General features: G+C 52.1%; 3 protein-coding genes. All 3 read left to right on the top strand.

Going from position 1 to position 2248, the window contains the following annotated elements; genetic code table 11:
* The first annotated feature begins 260 nt into the window (after positions 1 to 260).
* Complete coding sequence (gene rpmE, locus ACR0P9_RS11330; RefSeq protein ID WP_216469679.1) at positions 261 to 464, top strand: 50S ribosomal protein L31; 204 nt, start codon at positions 261 to 263, stop codon at positions 462 to 464.
* A 74-nt stretch (positions 465 to 538) separates the two neighbouring features.
* Positions 539 to 1813 carry a GTPase HflX gene (gene hflX, locus ACR0P9_RS11325; RefSeq protein ID WP_432620215.1) on the top strand — a complete coding sequence of 425 codons (1275 nt, stop codon included), beginning with the start codon at positions 539 to 541 and terminating at the stop codon, positions 1811 to 1813.
* Positions 1806 to 2248, top strand: a 443-nt coding sequence (locus ACR0P9_RS11320; RefSeq protein ID WP_432620213.1) for an IMPACT family protein, incomplete at its 3' end; no start/stop codon positions are given. The genes hflX and ACR0P9_RS11320, both read left to right, overlap by 8 nt.

Below are 2248 nucleotides of genomic sequence, written 5' to 3'. Positions count from 1 at the left end.
GTGTTTGGCAAGCCGGTCACGGGCTGTGCTCTGTATTTCCTCAGCAGTCGTCAGACAATTTGGCTCAATCTATGAGAAAACGCTTGCATTCTATGGCAGGCTATGATATAATCCTTGAGGAAATACGGACGGAACCGTGTTTCAAGCGTGATTTTAATAAAAATACACCGCGAAATAAAAAAAGTGCTTGCATTTATTAGGTCGTTGTGATATTATGATTTTATGACTGTAAGGCTTTGGCGGAAAGAGGTGAATCAAAAATGAAGGAAGGAATCCATCCGAAGTACGTACCGACAACCATTCGTTGCGCTTGTGGTGCTGTATATGAGACCGCTTCCACTAAGGAGAATATCTCGGTAGAAATCTGCTCCAAGTGCCACCCGTTCTTTACCGGCAAGCAGAAGCTCGTTGATACCGGCGGACGTGTTGACCGCTTCAAGAGAAGATTCAATCTTGACAAGTAATTTTTCAAGAAGTGATTATAAACCCGTCCATTTTGGACGGGTTTTTGCTTTATATTTGAAAGGAGGGACAGGCAGTGGAAAACTGGATGCTGGACGAAATGGAGACAGAACGCGCCGTGCTTGTCGGTTTGCACGCATCGGTCTTTCAGGAGGATGAGGACGCAAGCTGGGAGACTCTGGATGAGCTGGAGGCTCTTTTGGAGACCGCAGGCGGCGAGTGTGTCGGCAAAATGTTACAGACTCGAAACGCACCGGATGCCCACACCTTTATCGGCGAGGGCAAGCTGCAGGAGCTTGTCGAGCTGGCACGAGATAACGATGCGACGCTGATTGTCTTTGACAATGAGCTTTCTCCGTCACAGATGCGTGTACTGGAAGAGGCGACCGGACGAACCGTGCTGGATCGAAGCGCCTTGATCTTGGATATTTTTGCTCAGCGCGCGCGTACCGGTGAGGGCAAATTGCAGGTTGAGCTGGCACAGTATCAGTATATTCTGCCGCGCCTGTCCGGTATGGGCAAGAGCATGTCGCGTCTGGGCGGCGGCATCGGCACGAGAGGCCCTGGCGAGACCAAGCTGGAGACCGACCGCCGACACATCCGACAGCGTATTGACAAGTTGCGCCGCGATCTCAAGGATGTTCGGCGCGTGCGTGCCGTACAGCGCAGACAGAGACAAAAGGCGGAACTGCCGCTCGTTGCCATTGTCGGCTATACCAATGCCGGAAAATCGACACTGCTCAATGCTCTGACCGATGCCGGTATTGAGGCGAACAACAGACTGTTTGACACGCTTGACCCGACCACGCGCAAGCTGCGCATTTCGGAGACACAGGAAGTGCTGCTGTCTGATACCGTTGGATTTATCCGCAAGCTGCCGCATCATCTGGTGTCTGCGTTTAAGGCGACGCTGGAAGAACTGGAATATGCCGATCTGCTGCTGCATGTTGTCGATGTGTCGCGCGAGGATTGGCGCGAACAGGCAGAGACGGTAGAGAAAGTTATCTCTCAGCTCGGTGCCCAGCAGATTCCGCAGCTGCTTGTCTGCAATAAAGCGGATTTGTGTGAGAATCCGGATCTGATTCCATCCGGTGAAAACGTCGTTGCCATTTCGGCAAAGCGCAAGCGCGGCTTGGAAGAGCTGCTTGCAGCGATGGAAAAGGCACTCGGCAAGGGAAAGCATCGTGTCAAGCTGTGTATTCCGTATGCGGATGGCTATCTGCTCGATGTCATTCATAAGGAAGCTGCAGTGTTCGCAACAGACTACGATGCAGATGGTACAGTTGTAGAAATTGAGTGCGATGATAAGCTGTATGGTCAGCTCAAGGAATACGAGGTGCAGGATGGCTGAGAGCTATCTGGTACCGGCAGGATACGGTGAGGGCCGATATGAGGACAGAAAATCCAAATTCATCGGAGATTTGTATTGTGTAGAGTCGCAGGAACAGGCGATTGAAACCCTTAATGAAGTCAAGGCAAAGTATCGGGACGCGCGCCATCACTGTTATGCCTATATTATCCGTGAGGGCAATTATATGCGCTATTCCGATGACGGCGAACCGCAGGGCACGGCGGGAATGCCAATGCTGGATGTCCTGCGCCGAGAAGGTCTGACCAATGTGCTGTGTGTGGTGACCCGCTATTTTGGCGGTGTGCTGCTCGGCACGGGCGGATTGGTGCGCGCGTATACCAAGAGCACACAGCTCGCTTTGGAAAATGCCGGCGTCAATGAAGTCAATCGCTATGCCATCGTACTCATTACCTGCCCGTATTCCCTGTTGGGCAC

This window comes from Butyricicoccus sp., from assembly GCF_050872565.1.
In the GTDB taxonomy this organism is placed as follows: domain Bacteria; phylum Bacillota; class Clostridia; order Oscillospirales; family Butyricicoccaceae; genus Butyricicoccus_A.
The sequence above is the reverse complement of the archived record's forward strand: the minus strand, read 5'-3'. Positions and strand labels throughout refer to the sequence as shown.